Below are 282 nucleotides of genomic sequence, written 5' to 3' on the forward strand. Positions count from 1 at the left end.
GCAAACTCCCCGCTGGTCAGCGGCATCGGTTCATCTTCACGGAACATCTCGCGCGTACCGAGGTTCAGTTTAAACTTACCGAATGCGATAACGGCCTCTTCCTGCGACGGCGCGCCGGGCAGTTCGTTTGCCTGACGACGTAGCACGGCGCGGATACGCGCCAACAGCTCGCGCGGGTTAAACGGTTTAGGAATGTAGTCATCGGCGCCGATTTCCAGCCCGACGATACGGTCAACTTCTTCACCCTTCGCCGTGACCATAATGATCGGCATTGGATTACTT

General features: G+C 57.1%; 1 protein-coding gene. It reads right to left on the reverse strand.

Annotation, left to right across the window (positions count from 1 at the left end):
• A partial coding sequence (locus J4G32_RS21430) for a response regulator (protein ID WP_210497767.1) occupies positions 1 to 282 on the reverse strand: 282 nt, incomplete at both ends.

Source organism: Microvirga antarctica (assembly GCF_017921815.1).
In the GTDB taxonomy this organism is placed as follows: domain Bacteria; phylum Pseudomonadota; class Alphaproteobacteria; order Rhizobiales; family Beijerinckiaceae; genus Microvirga; species Microvirga antarctica.